The following is a 16,320-nucleotide window of genomic DNA, read 5'->3' as shown; positions in this document are numbered from 1 at the left end:
CATCGGACTGACCGGCAACAACCAGTTCGGCATCCGACTCAACACGGGCACCGGCAATATCGGGCTGTTCAACTCGGGCTCGGGCAACATCGGTTTCTTCAACTCCGGGGACAACAACGTCGGCTGGACGAACTCCGGCGACGGAAATTACGGCTGGGGCAACGCGGGCAGCGGCAACACCGGCTTCGGAAACTCCGGCCAAATTAATACCGGGTGGGGGAATTACGGCGACCAGAACCTCGGCTTCGGCAATGCGGGTTTCGCCAACGTCGGCGCATACAACGCCAGCCCCTACAACGACGGCTTCTTCAACGCGGGCGCGCGAAACGTGGGCAGCTTCAACTCCTACTCCAACAACTTCGGTAGCTTCAACTCATCCGCCGTAAACACCGGATCGTTCAACTCGGGCCCCACGAATACCGGTTTCGGAAATTCGGGTGGCTACAACACCGGCGCCTTTAACTCGGGCGAGTTCAACACCGGTATTGGCGGTGCCACTGACCAGGCGCCATCGCTTTCCGGCTTCGGGAATAGCGGAATCTACATGTCAGGCTTCAATAACACCGGCGGCAACGCCTCCGGCTTCGGCAACACGGGCTCGGCCGTCGCGGGCTTCTGGAACGACGGCGACATTCAGGCCGGCATCGGAAACAGCGGCTTCGGAAACGCCGGTTTCGGTAATTCCGGTTCCATCAACACGGGGTTCTTCAACCGAGGCGATCAGAACGTCGGCTTTGGAAACGACAACGACGGTTATGCGTCCGGCAACAACTCGGGCTTCCTGAATTCGGGCACAGGCAACTCCGGATTCTTCAACCTGGGTGCCGACTGGGCGGGATTCTTCGGCGGCAGGCTGCCCTTCTGATATGGGGTCCGGGTTTGTCAAAGGGCAGGGTGAAGCGGCGGCCGTGACGGTTGCCGCGGCCGCCGCTTCGTTGACCAGATGGACGATGGTGCGGTCCCCGTACCGTCTAAACCAGTTCGCTACGAGCAGTCCTCGGGGATGTTCAGCGGTGCCGGGACGAGCTGGGTCGAGCCGACGGTGGCCCCCGCACTGCGGTCGGCGCCGCTTAACCTCGGCGACAATTGGGCGGGAGTCTTCGGGGGCCGTTGGGTAGCCGATCAGGGTTGTGCTGGTCATCTTAGGCCCAGAGTTGGTCGCCGAAAGTTGTCGTAGGTGGCTGCTTTGATGGGGTTATGTCGTCGTTTCCGCCCACGCCTCTTGTGTCTGTGCCGGCGGACAGGCCGATGGATCGTTTGGAGGTGTTGTTCGGGGAGCTCGCGGAGTTGGCGGGTCAGCGCAACGCGATCGACGCCCAGATTGTGGCGCGGGTGGCTGAGATTGAGCGGGATGGGTTGTGTGGGATGACCGGGGCGCGGTCGGTCAAGGCGTTGGTGGCCTGGCGGCTGGGGTTGTCGTCGGCGACGGCGGCCACGATCACCACCGTCGCGCAACGGGTTGAAGAGTTCCCGCGCTGCGCCGCCGGGATGGCCGAGGGCCGGTTGTCGCTGGATCAGGTGGGGGTGATCGCCGCGGGTGCGGGTGCGGGCTCGGATGAGCATTATGCGGAGTTGGCGGCGGTGGCCACGGTCAACCAGTTGCGCACCGCGGTCAAGTTGGAGCCCCGCCCCGATCCGGAACCGATGCCGGCGCCGGAGGCCTCGTTCCGTAAGACCGGCACCGAGGCCGGGGCGTGTTATCGGATCACCCTGGGCCCCCACGACGCCGCCAAGTTTGATGCCGCGCTGGCCTCGCACCGGGATGCGCTGATCGCGGGGTGGAAACGTGATCACGCCGACAGCAGCGCCGAGGAGGACGGGCAACGGCCCCCGTTCCCGACGACGCTCGACGCATTCCTGCGGCTGGTCGAGGCCGGCTGGGACGCCGATGCCGCCCAGCGCCCCCACAGCGCGCACACCACGGTAGTGGTGCACCTCGACCTAGCCCAGCGCGCCGCCGCCCTGCACCTGGGCCCGCTGCTGACCAACGCCGAACGCCAATACCTGACCTGTGATGCGACTTTTGAGGCGTGGTTTGAGCGCGACGGGGTGCCGATCGGGGCGGGTCGGGAGACGCGTCAGATCAGCCGGCGGTTGCGCCGCGCGCTCGAACAGCGTCATCGCACGTGTGCGGTGCCCGGGTGTGGGGCCACCCGCGGCCTGCACGCCCACCACCTCGTCCATTGGGAGGACGGTGGGCCGACGGAGTTGACCAATCTGGTGCTGCTGTGTCCGTATCACCATCGTTTGCATCATCGGGGCGGCATCACGATCTCCGGCACCGCCGAGGACCTCACCGTCACCGACAGCGAAGGCCGCACCCTGGACAACCGATCCCTGGCCCGACCACCCAACACACCCCCACCCGACGTGCCACCCTGGAACGGACCCCTGGGCGAACGCGCCGACTGGTGGTGGTACACACCCTACGAGCCCGAAAAGACGGGGACATAGCGTATCTCGGGTTCTGGCTGTGTTCGGTGATGGTGTTGCGGCGCGGGCCGGCGGCGGCCCGCCCCGCTGTGGGTGTGCACGAAATACCTGGCTAGCGCAGCGCGTCGCCGCACCTCTGCGCGCACTCGCGGCCAGGTGGCGGGTCTGGCCCGTGCTTGCTGGTGTGCCTGCGGAAACGCGCTGTAGCGCAGTGATTTTCGGGATTTGTCGCTGATAGGTGGACAAAAATGCACATGCCAGTTTTCTTGTGACGCCCGAGATCCGCGGTGCGCGTCCCCAAATTCGCGGCCGCTCACCCGCATTTTCACGCAAATTTGAGGGCTCTCGCGCGGGCCGACGGCGGGCCGGCCGCACGCGACGGGTCAACCGTGTGCCGACTCGCCCGCCTTCGCGCGACAGGCTGTCGCTACGAGGCGGGCAACAGGCCATATGCCAATTTTGTTGCGGCGCCTGGGACTCGCGAGGCCGACCCGGCGGGCAGCGCCGCCACGCCAGTCCCCAAATTCGAGGCTCCACTCGCTTTTTCACGCAAATTTGAGCGCCCTGGCGGGCCAGACGCCGCGAGCGTGCAGAAAATGCCGGTCAGCGCAGCGTGTCGCCGTACATTTGTGCACACTCGCGGGCACGCGACGGGTCAGCCGGTCAGCCCCAGGTGATCGCGCAGCGTGTCGCCGGCGTAGGCGGTGCGGAAAGCGCCGCGCTCCTGCAGCAGCGGCACCACCCGGTCGACGAACTCGTCGAGCCCGTGCGGCGTCAGGTGTGGCACCAGGATGAACCCGTCGCAGGCGTCGGCCTGGACGTAGCGGTCGATCTCGTCGGCGATCTGCACGGGGGTTCCGACGAACTGCTGCCGACTGGTGACCGCGATGATCAGCTCGCGGATCGACAGGTTCTCCGCCTGCGCGCGCTCCCGCCAGCGCGCCGCTACCGCGGCCGGGTCGACGTGGCGCACCCGGCCCTGGGTGATGCCGCCGTCGGCGACGGGTTCGACGTCCGGTAGCGGCCCGTCGGGGTCGTAGGCGGACAGGTCGCGGCCCCACACCTGCTCCAGCATCGCGATCGCGGTCGCGCCGCTCACCTGTTGATACCGGATGTGCCGCGCCCGGTCAGCCGCGTCGACGTCGCTGTCGCCGATCACGAACGTCGCGGCGGGAAAAACCTTGAGCTGGTTGGGGTCTCGACCGGCGGCCCGAGCCCGGCCCTTGACGTCGGCGTAGTAGCGCTGCCCGTCCTCGAGCGACGCGTGCAGGGTGAACAGGGCGTCGGCGTGCCGGGCGCCGAAGGCGCGGCCCTCGGGCGAGTCGCCGGCCTGCAGCAGCACCGGGTGGCCCTGCGGCCCGGCGGGCAGCGTCGCGAACCCGCGCACCTGAAAGTGCGGACCCGTATGTTCGACGCTGCGGATCCGGTCCGGATCGACGTAGACGCCGCCCTGGCGCACGACGGCATCGGGCGCCCAGCTGTCCCAGAAGGCGCGGGCCACGGTAACGAACTCCTCGGCCCGCTGATAGCGCTCGGAATGATCGAGAAAGCCGCCGCGCCGGAAGTTGGCGCCGGTGAACGCGTCGGACGAGGTGACGATGTTCCAACCCGCGCGGCCATCCGTGAGATGGTCCAGAGTGGCGAATTGCCGTGCCACCTCGAACGGTTCGTTGAAGGTGGTGTTGATGGTCCCGGTCAGCCCGAGCTTGTCGGTGACGCCGCCCAGCGCCGCCAGCACGGTGAAGGTGTCCGGCCGCCCCACCACGTCGAGGTCGTAGATCTGTCCGCGGTGCTCGCGCAGCCGCAGGCCTTCGGCCAGGAAGAAAAAGTCGAACAGGCCGCGTTCGGCGGTGCGGGCCAGGTGCACGAACGACTCGAACTCGATCTGGCTGCCCGCGCTGGGATCGGTCCACACGGTGGTGTTGTTGACCCCCGGAAAGTGCGCGGCCAGGTGAATCGGCTTGCGGTTCAACGGCCCAGGCCCCAGCGACGCGCGATCAGCTCGTGCGAGCGCAGCCGGTCTTCGTGACGGTGCGTCACCGTGGTGACGACCAGCTCGTCGGCGTCGGTCAGGCGCGCCAACGCGGACAGTCGCTCGGCCACCTCGTCCGGATCACCGACGAATTGCGTTTCCAGCCGGTCCTTGACCACCGGCAGCTGCTCCTCGGTCAGCGGCGGGCAGTCGTCGGGGTCCGGATACGGCCTAGCGCCGACGCCGGTCCGGATCGAATACACCCACTGCCCGTAACCGGTGGCCAGGTGCCGGGCCGTGGCGCTGTCGTCGGCGACGACGATGTCGGCGGACACCACCACGTAGGGCCGCTGCAGCGTCGCCGACGGGACGAAGGTGTCGCGGTAGGCCTCGATGGCCTCCAGCGCGGTCGCCGGGGTGATGTGATAGCTCGCGACGAACGGCAGCCCGTGCGCTCCGGCGAGCCGCGCGCTCTGGCCCCGGGTGCTGCCGAAGACCCACGGCGTCAGGCCGGATCGCTCCCCGGGCACCGCGTGCACGTCGAAGCCGTCGACTTCGTAGCTGCCGTCCAGCATGGCCAGGATGTCGGCGAGCTGGTCGGCGAAGTCGGGCGACACCGCTTCCGGTTGCTGCAGGATCGCCATCGTGGCCTGCACCCGCGCGGTGTCCAGCAGCCCGCGCAGGTCGAAGGGCAGCGGGATGACCACACCGTCGACCTCGCGCCACACCCGCGGCGTGCGGGTCCTGCCCGGCTGTTTCGGCTTGAACCCCGTGTCGCGGCGCTGACCGCGGCCGACGCCCAGGTCGATGCGGCCCGGATGGAACGCCTCGAGCATCCCGAAGCTCTCGACCACCGCGGCAGCCGTGGTGTGACTGAGCTGCACGGCGGCCGCGCCCACGTGAATCGTGTTGGTAGCGGCCGCGATCTGCCCGATCAGCACGGCGGGCGCCGAGCTCGCGACGCCGACGAAGTGGTGTTCGGCAATCCAGAACCGGCGATACCCCCATCCCTCGGCGCGCTGGGCGAGGTCGACGGTGTTGCGCAGGGCCGTCGGAGCGTCGCTGCCCGCGCTGATCGGCGCGAGGTCCAGGATCGACAGCGGGATCATTGCCCCACCGCCGCGTAGCGGTTCGGCGCGACCGGTAGGCCGAGCCGTTCGCGCAGCGTCTCACCGTCGCGGTAGGCGGTGCGGAACCGCCCGGCCCGTTGCAGCAGCGGCACCACCTCGTCGACGATCACCGGGAGGTCGGCGGCGTTGACGGCCGGACGCAGCCGGGCGCCGTCGATGCCGAGCCGCTGCCACTCGAGCAGCAGGTCTACCAATTCCGTTGGGCTGGTGGAGATCACCATGCAGTCCGAGCGGAAGTCGGCGTCGCCGCCGAACGACACCACCACGTCGGCGAACACCTTCAGCCCCGGCACCTGCTCGAGTATCTCCCGCAGCGACGCCGCGTCGGTGGGCGTCACGAAGACGACATCGGCAGTGGCGGTGGCGAATTCGTAGATCGGGCCGGCATGGGCCAGGGCGGCGACCACCGGCTGGCCCTGCGGCGGGCGGGGCGTAATCGACGGCCCCTTGACGGAGAAGTACCGTCCGGCGAAGTCGATGTAATGCAGCTTGTCGCGGTCGACGTAACGGCCGCTGGCCGCGTCGCGGATGATCGCGTCGTCCTCCCAGCTGTCCCAGAGGCGGCGGACCACGTCGACGTACTCCACCGCCTCGGCAAAGAGGTCCCCCACCGACACGTCGCGGCGGCCGAACAGCGCGGCCTCGTGCGCCGTCGCGCTCACGCGGACCTGCCAGCCCGCACGCCCATGCGAGACATAGTCAAGGGTGGCAATGGATTTGGACACGTGGAACGGCTCGGTGTGGGTGACGGTGGCCACCGGGATCAGCCCGATGTGCCGGGTCGCGGACGCGATCCGGGCCGCGACCAGCACGGCGTCGGCGCGGCCGGCCAACCGACTCGGGTCGATCCGCTCGCGCCGGCCCGGCTGGGGCATCAGGGTGTCGTCGATCGTGAGGAAGTCCAGCAGGCCCCGCTCGGCGGTGGCCGCGAGGTCGGCCCAGTAGCGACCGGACAGCACCGACGGCGCGCCCGGCACGGCCCGCCAGGCCTGCGGGTTCCAGCCGTATCCGTCCAGCGCGACACCCAGATGCAGTTCCGCGGTCATGCCAAACCCTTTTCGAACGCGATGGGCAGCACCGGACCGCGGGACGGCAGCGGCCCGGGCAGCCGGGTGTATCCGACGCTGCGGTACAACTCCTCGGCCTCGGGCTGACGGTCGCCGGTGACCAGGTAGACCTTTCGATAACCGCGGGCGGCGATCTCGGTTTCCAGCGCGTCCAGCAGCGCCACCGCGTAGCCGCGTCGCCGATGCTCGCGGTCGGTCCAGATCCGCTTCAGTTCGGCCGTGTCGGCGTCGAACCGGCTGAAAGCGCCGCCGGTGACGACACGGCCGTCGAGCAGACCGATCAGCATTCCGCCGTCGGGCGGCAGGAACTCGTCGGCCGGGCCGCTGCGCATCCACGTCAGATACAGCTCCGGCGTGCGGCCGTAGCGGTCCGCGTACTCGACGGCCAGTTCCGTCAGCAAGGGCTGCGCCAGCGGATCATCGAGGCCGGCGGGCACAAAGCTGAGCAGTTCGGACACCACTAAACCCTTACCGCCGTCACGTATTTGGGGGTGATGGCCACGTCGCGCGGCCGGGGCGGACGACGAGTCGGCATGCCGGTGGCGGCGCACATCTCGACGATGGTCTTGTCGGACGTCTGCCAGCCGTGCGACGCCAGGTACTCGGGCACATACGGATATTCGCCCGGGTAGGTCAGCATGGCCAAGTCGACTTGCAGGCCTTGATTGCGCCAGTGGTCGACGAAGGCATGCCCCTCCTCGAGCTGCAACGGCGTCCACGTGGGCATGTGATCGGCCGCGAACCGGCTGCCCGCGGCGCTCACCGCGCTGACATCGTGCAGGAGCCGATTCTGCGCTTCGGGGGCCAGGTATCCCACCAGCAGCTGCTCGGCGATCCACACCGTGCGCTGCGAGCTGTCGAAGCCGACCCGCCGCAGCGCCGCCAGCCAGTCCTGGCGCAGGTCGACGCCGACCGCGCAACGGTTCGTGGTCACCCGGGCGCCCAGCCCGCGCAGCACCCGGGTCTTGAATTCGACGATCTCGGGCTGGTCGATCTCGTAGACGGTGGTCCCGGGCGGCCACCACAGCCGATACGGACGGGTGTCCAGACCGGACGCGAGGAGCACCGCTTGGCGAATGCCCAGCCGCCCGGCGTCGGCGATGAACTGGTCCAGAAACCGGGTGTAGGCCACCAGTATGTCGATGAGCCCGGTGAGGCGCGGGTTGTCGCCCGCGTCGTCCGCGAAGATCTGGTTGTCGATCAGCCGGGTGAAATACTTCACCCCGACGGCGCGGACCAGCTCCTCCGCCAACGGATCTTCGATCAGCCCCTTGTGGGTCGCCACCGCGCGCGCCGCAGCGCCGAACGTCGCCGTCATCCCGACGCCGGTCGTCGGATCCCAGGTGTCGTTGTCTGTCCGCACCATCAGCTGCCCGAGCGGCGGCGTAGCGCCCCTTCGACAAGGGGGACAGCCGCGCGCCACCCGAGCAGCAGCACCGCGGTAACCGTCGAGGCCACCGCGACGAAGGCGCCCGCCACGCTCGCGGAACTGGCCTTGCGCAGCAGCATCCCGACCACCACCGTGGACACCCAGACGATCACCCCGGTGGGCAGCACCGCCGTGGGCCGCCGCCAAGCGCGCGACAGCACCCACCCGGCGACGGTCCCCGACAGAAACGGCCACGCGGTGCTCGCGATGCCCGTGACATTGAGCCCCTCGTCGTGGCTGCGGCGCCCGAGCGCACAGAACACCAGAACGCTGACGATGTCGGCGCCCAGCCACGCCGGTCCGCGCCGCGATTGCATGCAGCGAGACTACCGCGAATCATTGACCCCTGAAGGAGGGCGCATGAGCACACAAGCACCACCGTCGTTCGACCCTTACGACCCCCTGGGCCTGGACGCGTCGCTGTCCAGCGATGAAATCGCGGTGCGCGAAACCGTCCGCAAGTTCTGCGCCGAGCACGTCACGCCGTACGTCGCGGAGTGGTTCGAGGCCGGCGATCTACCGGTGGTCCGCGAGCTGGCCAAGCAGTTCGGCGAACTTGGTCTGCTCGGCATGCACCTGGAGGGCTACGGCTGCGGCGGGTCGTCGGCCGTGCATTACGGGCTGGCCTGTGTGGAACTCGAAGCCGCCGACTCGGGCGTGCGGTCCATGGTGTCGGTGCAGGGGTCGCTGGCGATGTTCGCCATCTGGAACTTCGGCTCCGAGGAGCAGAAGCAGCAGTGGCTGCCCGGCATGGCCGGCGGTGAGCTGATCGGCTGCTTCGGGCTCACCGAGCCCGACGCCGGATCCGACCCGGCCGGCATGAAAACCCGCGCGCAGCAAGATGGTTCGGATTGGATCATCAACGGCCGCAAGATGTGGATCACCAACGGCTCGGTCGCCGATGTTGCGATCGTATGGGCCATGACCGACGACGGCATTCGCGGGTTCGTCGTGCCCACCGACGCCGAGGGATTCACCGCCAACACCATCCATCACAAGCTGTCGCTGCGGGCGTCGATCACCAGCGAGTTGGTCCTCGACGACGTGCGCCTGCCCGGCGAGGCGATGCTGCCCGACGCGCTGGGCCTCAAGGGGCCGCTGTCCTGCCTGTCCGAGGCGCGCTACGGCATCATCTGGGGCTCGATGGGGGCGGCGCGCTCGGCGTGGCAGTCGGCGCTGGACTACGCGTCGCAGCGCACCCAGTTCGGCCGTCCGATCGCCGGATTCCAGCTCACCCAGGCCAAACTCGTCGACATGGCGGTCGAACTGCACAAGGGTCAGCTGCTGTCCCTGCACCTCGGCCGGCTCAAAGACGGCGTCGGCCTGCGCCCCGACCAGGTCAGCTTCGGCAAGCTCAACAACACCCGCGAGGCCCTCAAGATCTGCCGGACCGCGAGAACCATCCTCGGCGGCAACGGAATCTCGCTGGAATACCCGGTGATCCGGCACATGGTCAACCTCGAGTCGGTGCTGACCTACGAGGGCACGGCCGAAATGCACCAGCTCGTCCTCGGCCAGGCGTTCACCGACCTGGCCGCCTTCCGCTGACGCTTTCGTAACGGTCGCGGCAATTTGACCGACGTACTATCCAGGAACAGGTGCCGTGCACCCCATGCCGCCGGGGAGATTGCCGTGGGAGACGTGACACGTCGGATCGTCGCGGGTGTCGCCGTGTTGGCGCTGGCCGCTGCGCCCGGGACACCTGCCGCCGCCGATCCGAACGCCGCCCTGCCGCCCATGACCGCCACCGGCGGCGGCCCGATCATCGGCGGCGGTGACGAGGCGGCGCAGGGCCGGATCCTGCTGCAGCTGACCAGCCGCAACAACCCCGAAATCCAGGAGGTCGACGGCTCCGACGCGGCCGCCTTCATCAACGCATCGGCCGGGGTCACCAACCACGACCTGGCCGCCCCGTTCCAATCCCTGCAACGAACGCTGGCCTGCCAGAAGGACAACGTCGGGGCGCGGGCCTACCGGCGCGCCGACGGGCAGTGGGGCGGAGCGGTGCTGGTGATCGCCAAGAGCGCCACCGCCGACGTCGACGCCCTGACCGACTGCGTGCGGTCCAGCTGGCCGGCGGCCACCGCCGGCGGCCCCGGGACGGCGTGCAACGCCGGCTGGACCTATCCCACGTCCGGCGAAAACCACCGCCCGGAGACCTACTACATCCTGCTGGCCGGCACCGCCTCGGACTTCTGCAGCGTGCCCAACGCGAACTACCGAAACTACGCGACCGCCTGGCCGTGACCGCGCTGCCGCGAAAGTTGTTTTCCTGGACAGCGTTTCATCGCAAACTCACGACTTGCATTGTGACACTGGGTTTCACAGACACCTAGGGAAGATGGCCCAACAATTCAGCGGTCCGTCGACGACCTGATTTCCCGCGGCCGGATTTTCGTGCCACGCGTAATGCCAGTCGTGGCAGACGTTCATGTCCCACGCTATTGGCGTGTTCGATGATGGCAGCGGTTGCCCTGGACACCAACAGGTTTGGGTCCGGCACCCCTGGTGTGGGGCGGCCTGAGCGACGCCCGCCGCCAGCCCGAGCGCACCCGCCGCGACCACGCCGGACAACAGGGCACCCGCGAGGGATCGGGTAAAGGCGCGTGGGGCGTTCATCACCGGTTCCTTTCGCCAACACCTGGCAATGTCGCATCGAACGCTTGCGGAATTCTTGCCTCGGGCCGGACGCGTATCCTGCTGCAATGACATCGACTGTCGCGGGGAAGATGGCTTTTGTCACCGGCGGCGCCTCTGGAATCGGCGCGGCGCTGGCCACCAGGTTGGCCGAGGGGGGTGCCGAGGTCTGGATCGCCGATCGCCAGGTCGACGCGGCGCGAGAGCTGGCGCAACGCCTCACCGAAGGCGGCGCGAAGACGCACGCGATCGAACTCGACGTGCGCGACTTCCCGGCGTTCGAGCAGGCCGTCGCGCAGGCCGTCGAGCAATCCGGGCGGATCGACTACCTGTTCAACAACGCCGGCATCGGGATCGGCGGTGAAATCGACGCCTACACGATCGACGACTGGAACGACGTCTTCGACGTCAACCTGCGCGGTGTGGTGCACGGCATCCAGGCGGCCTATCCGATCATGATCCGGCAGCGCTGCGGCCACATCGTGAACACCGCGTCGATGGCGGGGCTCGTCGCCGCTCCCGGCTCGGCGAGCTACACCGCAACCAAGCACGCCGTCGTCGCGATATCGAAGGTGTTGCGGCTGGAGGGTAAGCGCCACGGTGTGCAGGTGTCGGTGCTGTGTCCGGGCGTGATCCGCACGCCGGTCCTCACCGGCGGCAAGTACGGACGGTTCACCAAGACCGGCATCAGCGACGAGGAACTGCTCAAGTTCTGGGAGGTGTCGCGGCCGATGGACCCGGACAAGTTCGCCGAGCGGGCCCTGCGCGCCGTGCTGCGCGGCGACTCGATCATCGTGGTGCCGGGCTGGTGGAAGGCGCTGTGGTACCTGGACCGCCTGTCACCGGGCTTTTCGACGTTGCTGGGCAGGCTGACGCTCAAGAGGGCGCGCGACATGGAGTCCACCGCAATATGATCCGGCAGCTCGCGCACGACATCGTGGCGGTAATACGCGACGCGTGCCTGGGCGGAGTCGTACGGTGGACATGCGCTGCGGAGACTGTGAGCCATAAGGACCAGAAGGGACAGCTATGACCCAATCCAGCGAGCCTCCAGCCGTCGTGAGGCGCCATCAGGTCGTCATCGTCGGAAGCGGCTTCGGCGGGCTGAACGCGGCCAAGTCGCTCAAACGGGCCGACGTCGACGTCACCCTGATCTCCAAGACCACCACACACCTGTTCCAGCCGCTGCTCTACCAGGTGGCGACCGGAATCCTGTCCGAGGGCGACATCGCCCCGACCACGCGGCTGGTCCTGCGCAAACAGAAGAACGTGCGGGTGTTGCTGGGCGACGTAAACGCGATCGACCTGAAGGCGAAGACGGTCACGTCGAAGCTGATGGACATGGAGACGGTGACGCCGTTCGACAGCCTGATCGTCGCCGCGGGCGCGCAGCAGTCCTACTTCGGCAACGACCACTTCGCCACCTACGCGCCGGGCATGAAGACCATCGACGACGCGCTCGAGCTGCGCGGCCGCATCCTGGGCGCCTTCGAGGCCGCCGAGGTCAGCACGGACCCGGCCGAGCGCCAACGACGCCTGACCTTCGTGGTGGTCGGCGCCGGGCCGACGGGCGTCGAGGTGGCCGGACAGATCGTCGAACTCGCCGAACGCACCCTGGCGGGCGCGTTCCGGACGATCACGCCCAGCGAATGCCGCGTCATCCTGCTCGACGCCGCACCCGCCGTCTTGCCGCCGATGGGTCCCAAGCTGGGCCTCAAGGCGCAACGGCGGCTGGAGAAGATGGACGTCGAGATCCAGCTCAACGCGATGGTGAGCGCCGTCGACTACAAGGGCATCAGCATCAAGGAGAAGGACGGCACCGAACGCCGCATCGAATGCGCCTGCAAAGTGTGGGCGGCCGGCGTGCAGGGCAGCGCGCTGGGCAAGATGCTCGCCGACCAGTCCGACGGGACCGAGGTCGACCGCGCTGGCCGGGTGATCGTCGAACCCGACCTCAGCATCAAGGGACACCCGCACGTCTTCGTCGTCGGCGACCTGATGTTCGTGCCCGACGTCCCCGGCATGGCGCAGGGCGCGATCCAGGGGGCGCACTACGCCACCAAACTGATCAAGAACACCGTCAAGGGCAAGGACGACCCGGCCACCCGCGAGCCGTTCAAGTACTTCAACAAGGGCTCCATGGCGACGATCTCGCGCAACAGCGCGGTCGCACAGGTCGGCAAGCTGGAATTCGGCGGCTACTTCGCCTGGCTGGCGTGGCTGGTGCTGCACTTGTTCTACCTGGTCGGGCACCGCAACCGTGTCGCCGCGCTGTTCGCCTGGTTCATCTCCTTCACGGGCCGCTCGCGCGGCCAGATGGCCATCACCAGCCAGATGATCTACGCCCGCGTCGCGGTGAACTGGGTGAAGGAGTATGCGGAAGAGGGCACGCTGGCGGCGACCGAACGCGCCGAACAAGCCGAACGGGCCGAACAGAAAGCAGTGGGTTAGATACTGCGGCGTGAGCCTCATCGACGGCGGCGCAGCCGAAGCCGGCGGGTGCTGAGCGGCGCCGCGGGCAAGACGGGACTCCCAAGAGCGCGGCCGGCCGTTCTGGCGTACGCGGATCCGGCTAACTCAGCGCCCGGTCGATATCGGCGATCAGGTCGTCGGTGCCCTCCAGCCCGACCGAGATCCGCACCACGCCGTCACCCAGCCCGATCGCGGCGCGACCCTCGGGGCCCATCGCCCGGTGCGTCGTCGTCGCGGGGTGGGTGACCAGGGATTTGGCGTCGCCGAGGTTGTTGGAGATGTCGATCAGCTGCAGCTTGTCGAGCACCTCGAACGCGCGGTCCTTGGCGGCATCGGCCGCGCAGTCCAGCTCGAAGGTGATCACCGTTCCGCCGCCGGACATTTGGCGCTTGGCCAGGTCGTACTGCGGATGCGACGACAGGAACGGGTACCGCACCCAGCGCACCGCCGGATGCCCTTCCAGGAACTCCGCGATGCGCTGCGCCGAGGCGTTGCTGTGCTCCACCCGGATCGCCAGCGTCTCAAGGCCTTTCAGTAAGACCCACGCATTGAACGCGCTCATCGCGGGGCCGGTGTGCCGCATCAGCTTCTGCACCGGACCGTCGATGTATTCCTTGTCGCCCAGGATGGCGCCGCCGAGCACGCGGCCCTGGCCGTCGATGTGCTTGGTGCCCGAGTACACCACCACGTCCACCCCGAGCGGAAAGCCCTGCTGCAGCAGCGGCGTGGCAAAGACGTTGTCCAGCACCACCTTTGCGCCCGCCGCGTGAGCCAGTTCGGTCACCGCGGCGATGTCGACCAGCGACTGCATGGGGTTCGACGGCGTTTCGAAGAACACCGCGTGGGTAGGCACCGACAGCGCCTCCTCCCACTGCGAGAGGTCGTCGCCGTCGACGAAGACGGTCTCCACCCCCCACCGCGGCAGGATCTCGCTGCACACCACGAAACACGACCCGAACAGGCTGCGCGCGGCGACCAGCCGATCACCCGCGGCCAGCAGCGCGCCCAGCGAGGTGAACACCGCGGCCATCCCGCTCGCGGTGGCGAACGCCGCCGGCGCGCCTTCGATGAGACGCAGCCGCTCCTCGAACATCGTCACCGTGGGGTTGCCGTAGCGGGAGTACACGAAGTGGTCCCGCTCGCCGGTGAACGACTGCTCCGCGACCGCCGCCGACGGGTACACATACCCGGAGGTCAGGTACATCGCCTCGGCGGTCTCGTCGAACCCCGACCGCAGGATCCCGCCCCGCACACCGATGGTCGCCTGGCTCACGCCGTCGGGCAGCTCCTTGGGTATGCGGACCGAGGGCTGGTCGGTCATTGCCGGTTCATCCCTGGGTCCAGGGCAATCCGATTGCCCGCCAACCCGTTCCACCGCGTTGACCAGCGGCGTCGGACCGCCCCTCGAAGCCTTCCAGCACGTTGTAGGCCGGCGTCAGGCCCGCCTCCGTCGCGGCCTCGGCGGCGCCGATCGATCGGTTGCCCGACCGACACAGGAACACCACCGGCTGCTCTCCCCCACCCGCCGCCGGCGGGAGCTTGTCCCGCAGTTCAGCCAGGAAGTTGTCGTTGTGCTGCCCGGTCGACCGGTTCCACTCGATGAACAGCGCCTCACGACCCAGGCTGGACAGGTCGGGCACGCCGACGAGCCGCCATTCGGAGTCGGTGCGCACGTCCACCAGGACCGCGTCGGGGTTGTCGCTGAGTAGCTTCCAGGCCTGCTCGGGCGTGATATCTCCTGCGTAGCTCACCCGCGTGAGTCTCGCACATCGAGCCGGCCGGCCGCCTCCCGGGCACGCTTGCGCGCGGTCGCCAGATCCGGTGCCGTGGCCAGCACCACGCCCAGCCGGCCCCTGCCGTCGGCGTCCTGCGGCGCATCGGGCCGCGCGAACACGCGGACGTCGCTCTCCGGCACGGCGAGCGCGCCGGTCAGCGCCTCGGCGGTAGGCATCCGGCCGGCCGAGCCCCCCAGCCCACCCGGATTGAGCACCTGGCAGGCGCCCGGCGAAATCATCACGGTGTCCACCGGGAGGCCCAGAATGACGCGCGCCTGCAGGTCGAGCGCCGAAAGCCGCTGGCTGCGCAACGTCACCCAGGCGCTCTCGCGCGGGTGGGCCGTGACGTCGGCGAAATACACCTCGTCGCCGTTGATCATCATTTCGACCGCGAACACGCCGCGCCCGCCGAGCGCCTTGACGATGCGCGCGGCCACGGACCTGGCGGCGTCCATCGCGCCGGTGCTCATCTGCTGCGGCTGCCAGGATTCCACCACCTCGGCGCGGACGTCGACATGCCCGATGGGCGAACAGAACTCGATCGTCGGGCCCTTCGGACCCTCGCTGCGCACGGCGAGCAGGGTGACGAGCGCCTCGACCTCGACGACCGCTTCGGCCAACACCCGACGGTGCGCCTCGTTGGTGTTGTGGCCCACCGCGCGGCGGAAGGCGGCGGCGATGTCCTCGGGGCCGGTGACCAGCGACTGGCCCGGCCCGACGGGCCCCCGCACCGGCTTCACCAGCAGCGGGTAGCCCGCGTGGACGCCGACGGCCTCGAGCTCGTCGATCGATCCGGCGAACCAGAAGGGCGCGGTGGGCAGGCCGAGCTCGTCGGCGGCGAGCCGACGCAGGGCCTCGCGGTCGGCCGTCAGCCGGATACTTCGGGCGCTGGGCACCAGCTCGGTGACCTTGTTGAGGTCCTCGAGGTCGGGCACCGGGTCCTGACCGGGGATCGCCACCACGAAATCCGGTTCCAGCCGCCCGATGATCGCCGACAGCTGGTCGGCCTCGGACCTCGAGACGGACACCGAGTGGCCCACCACCTCCGCGCCGAGGCGCCGCAGCGCGATCGTCAGCTCCGGGGTGAGTTCGTCCGAACCGAGCAACAGGACCACGGGCCTGACGTCGGCGTCGGTGTCGGCGGGTTTGCCGACGGAGTCCCGCGTCGCGGGCTCCTGGTGTGCGTCGATCGCGCCGTCAGTCACGCCTACCAGGATAGGGTCCCTTGCGGCCCCATGACCGTCGGCTTTATCGGACACCTCGCTATGAGAAAGTCGCTTCTGGGCTCATGAATTGAATTTTTGTGCAACTCTGCTGACATCTGCCTGACTGAGGAGGTGACGGCGAATTGGCGATTGGTGACGTTCCCAACCGGGCGCGGCGTTCGCTGCCCGAATCGGTTTGC

14 protein-coding genes and 1 pseudogene are annotated in these 16,320 nt (G+C 68.5%); 6 read left to right on the top strand and 9 right to left on the bottom strand.

Features of this window, described 5'->3' with window-relative positions:
- Positions 1-865 (top strand): annotated as a pseudogene (locus AC5Y5V_RS07800) (PPE family protein); the annotation flags it as partial.
- A gap of 332 nt (positions 866-1,197) precedes the next feature.
- Positions 1,198-2,454, top strand: coding sequence for an HNH endonuclease signature motif containing protein (locus AC5Y5V_RS07795; RefSeq protein WP_499932454.1), 1,257 nt, complete (start codon positions 1,198-1,200; stop codon positions 2,452-2,454).
- Positions 2,455-3,088: 634 nt separating this feature from the next.
- Here the strand turns inward: AC5Y5V_RS07795 and AC5Y5V_RS07790 are convergent.
- From AC5Y5V_RS07790 to AC5Y5V_RS07765, 6 genes are read right to left on the bottom strand one after another with little or no spacing between them, the layout of a single operon-like run.
- The gene (locus AC5Y5V_RS07790; RefSeq protein WP_499932452.1) at positions 3,089-4,405 is read right to left on the bottom strand and encodes an NtaA/DmoA family FMN-dependent monooxygenase; all 1,317 of its coding nucleotides are present in this window, start codon (positions 4,403-4,405) and stop codon (positions 3,089-3,091) included.
- A complete protein-coding gene (locus AC5Y5V_RS07785; protein WP_499932450.1) occupies positions 4,402-5,514 on the bottom strand; it encodes an LLM class flavin-dependent oxidoreductase in 1,113 nt (370 codons plus the stop codon). The genes AC5Y5V_RS07790 and AC5Y5V_RS07785 overlap by 4 nt, the downstream gene beginning before the upstream one ends.
- The gene (locus AC5Y5V_RS07780) at positions 5,511-6,581 is read right to left on the bottom strand and encodes an LLM class flavin-dependent oxidoreductase (protein WP_499932448.1); all 1,071 of its coding nucleotides are present in this window, start codon (positions 6,579-6,581) and stop codon (positions 5,511-5,513) included. Before AC5Y5V_RS07780 ends, AC5Y5V_RS07785 begins: the two co-directional genes overlap by 4 nt.
- Positions 6,578-7,060: a GNAT family N-acetyltransferase gene (locus tag AC5Y5V_RS07775; RefSeq protein WP_499932447.1), complete on the bottom strand. Its 483-nt coding sequence runs from the start codon at positions 7,058-7,060 to the stop codon at positions 6,578-6,580. Before AC5Y5V_RS07775 ends, AC5Y5V_RS07780 begins: the two co-directional genes overlap by 4 nt.
- A 2-nt stretch (positions 7,061-7,062) precedes the next feature.
- Entirely contained in the window at positions 7,063-7,968 is a 906-nt protein-coding gene (locus AC5Y5V_RS07770; protein ID WP_499932446.1) for an SAM-dependent methyltransferase, read from the bottom strand.
- Positions 7,968-8,348 carry a DUF3054 domain-containing protein gene (locus AC5Y5V_RS07765; RefSeq protein ID WP_499932445.1) on the bottom strand — a complete coding sequence of 127 codons (381 nt, stop codon included), beginning with the start codon at positions 8,346-8,348 and terminating at the stop codon, positions 7,968-7,970. The genes AC5Y5V_RS07770 and AC5Y5V_RS07765 overlap by 1 nt, the downstream gene beginning before the upstream one ends.
- A gap of 43 nt (positions 8,349-8,391) precedes the next feature.
- Between AC5Y5V_RS07765 and AC5Y5V_RS07760 the strand changes: the two genes are divergently transcribed.
- The 4 genes from AC5Y5V_RS07760 to AC5Y5V_RS07745 all read left to right on the top strand — a co-directional run bounded on the left by AC5Y5V_RS07760 (position 8,392) and on the right by AC5Y5V_RS07745 (position 13,119).
- The gene (locus tag AC5Y5V_RS07760) at positions 8,392-9,579 is read left to right on the top strand and encodes an acyl-CoA dehydrogenase (protein WP_499932444.1); all 1,188 of its coding nucleotides are present in this window, start codon (positions 8,392-8,394) and stop codon (positions 9,577-9,579) included.
- An 84-nt stretch (positions 9,580-9,663) separates the two neighbouring features.
- Complete coding sequence (locus AC5Y5V_RS07755) at positions 9,664-10,278, top strand: hypothetical protein (protein WP_499932443.1); 615 nt, start codon at positions 9,664-9,666, stop codon at positions 10,276-10,278.
- 458 nt (positions 10,279-10,736) lie between these two features.
- The gene (locus tag AC5Y5V_RS07750) at positions 10,737-11,582 is read left to right on the top strand and encodes an SDR family NAD(P)-dependent oxidoreductase (protein WP_499932442.1); all 846 of its coding nucleotides are present in this window, start codon (positions 10,737-10,739) and stop codon (positions 11,580-11,582) included.
- Positions 11,583-11,697: 115 nt separating this feature from the next.
- Complete coding sequence (locus AC5Y5V_RS07745; RefSeq protein WP_499932440.1) at positions 11,698-13,119, top strand: NAD(P)/FAD-dependent oxidoreductase; 1,422 nt, start codon at positions 11,698-11,700, stop codon at positions 13,117-13,119.
- Between the two features lie 121 nt (positions 13,120-13,240).
- Here AC5Y5V_RS07745 and AC5Y5V_RS07740 read toward each other — a convergent pair whose 3' ends face one another.
- Genes AC5Y5V_RS07740 through purT form a run of 3 tightly spaced genes read right to left on the bottom strand, consistent with a single transcriptional unit; the run spans position 13,241 to position 16,120 of the window.
- Positions 13,241-14,461 carry an O-succinylhomoserine sulfhydrylase gene (locus tag AC5Y5V_RS07740; RefSeq protein ID WP_499932438.1) on the bottom strand — a complete coding sequence of 407 codons (1,221 nt, stop codon included), beginning with the start codon at positions 14,459-14,461 and terminating at the stop codon, positions 13,241-13,243.
- Positions 14,462-14,468: 7 nt separating this feature from the next.
- Positions 14,469-14,891 (bottom strand): rhodanese-like domain-containing protein, encoded by a 423-nt coding sequence (locus AC5Y5V_RS07735; RefSeq protein WP_499932436.1) that lies wholly within the window; start codon positions 14,889-14,891, stop codon positions 14,469-14,471.
- Positions 14,888-16,120, bottom strand: coding sequence for a formate-dependent phosphoribosylglycinamide formyltransferase (purT, locus tag AC5Y5V_RS07730; protein ID WP_499932434.1), 1,233 nt, complete (start codon positions 16,118-16,120; stop codon positions 14,888-14,890). Before purT ends, AC5Y5V_RS07735 begins: the two co-directional genes overlap by 4 nt.
- Between the last annotated feature and the right edge of the window lie 200 nt (positions 16,121-16,320).

The organism is Mycobacterium sp. NGS68 (genome assembly GCF_059812195.1).
This window is presented reverse-complemented; position numbering and strand designations above follow the sequence as displayed.